The following is a 368-nucleotide window of genomic DNA, read 5'->3' as shown; positions in this document are numbered from 1 at the left end:
ACTGCTGCTGTTTCCTGCCTGGCTGCCATCAAGAGAAACGTCAAGTGCACGGCTGAAGCTCTGCTGTTTATTTTCCGGCGGGTCAGTCTTTTCAGAAGAAATGACTTTTTCTTCCTCTGGTTTCTCTGTTTTTTTCTGTGCGGTATTAAAAGGATCGATATCTTCGCTCAGTCCGGTCTGACGTTTAGCCTCTCCGGTTGCAAGCGGCTGACTTGCGGGTTTCTCATCCCCTGACGACACAGAACGGATAATGGACGGGATATAATAAACAGAAACACCGGCAGCAAGCAGAAGAAAACCCACGACGAGGATAATCATCCCTTTACGTGATTTTTTAAGTTTTTCAATACCAAGCTGCAATGCTGGCT

The 368-nt window shown here is 46.7% G+C and carries 1 pseudogene; it reads right to left on the bottom strand.

Annotated elements, in window-relative coordinates:
• Window positions 1-368, bottom strand: a pseudogene (locus RTW80_RS27780) (type IV secretion system protein VirB10); the annotation flags it as partial.

The organism is Escherichia sp. AM3 (assembly GCF_032029835.1).
Taxonomy (GTDB): Bacteria; Pseudomonadota; Gammaproteobacteria; order Enterobacterales; family Enterobacteriaceae; genus Escherichia; species Escherichia coli.
The sequence above is the reverse complement of the archived record's forward strand: the minus strand, read 5'-3'. Positions and strand labels throughout refer to the sequence as shown.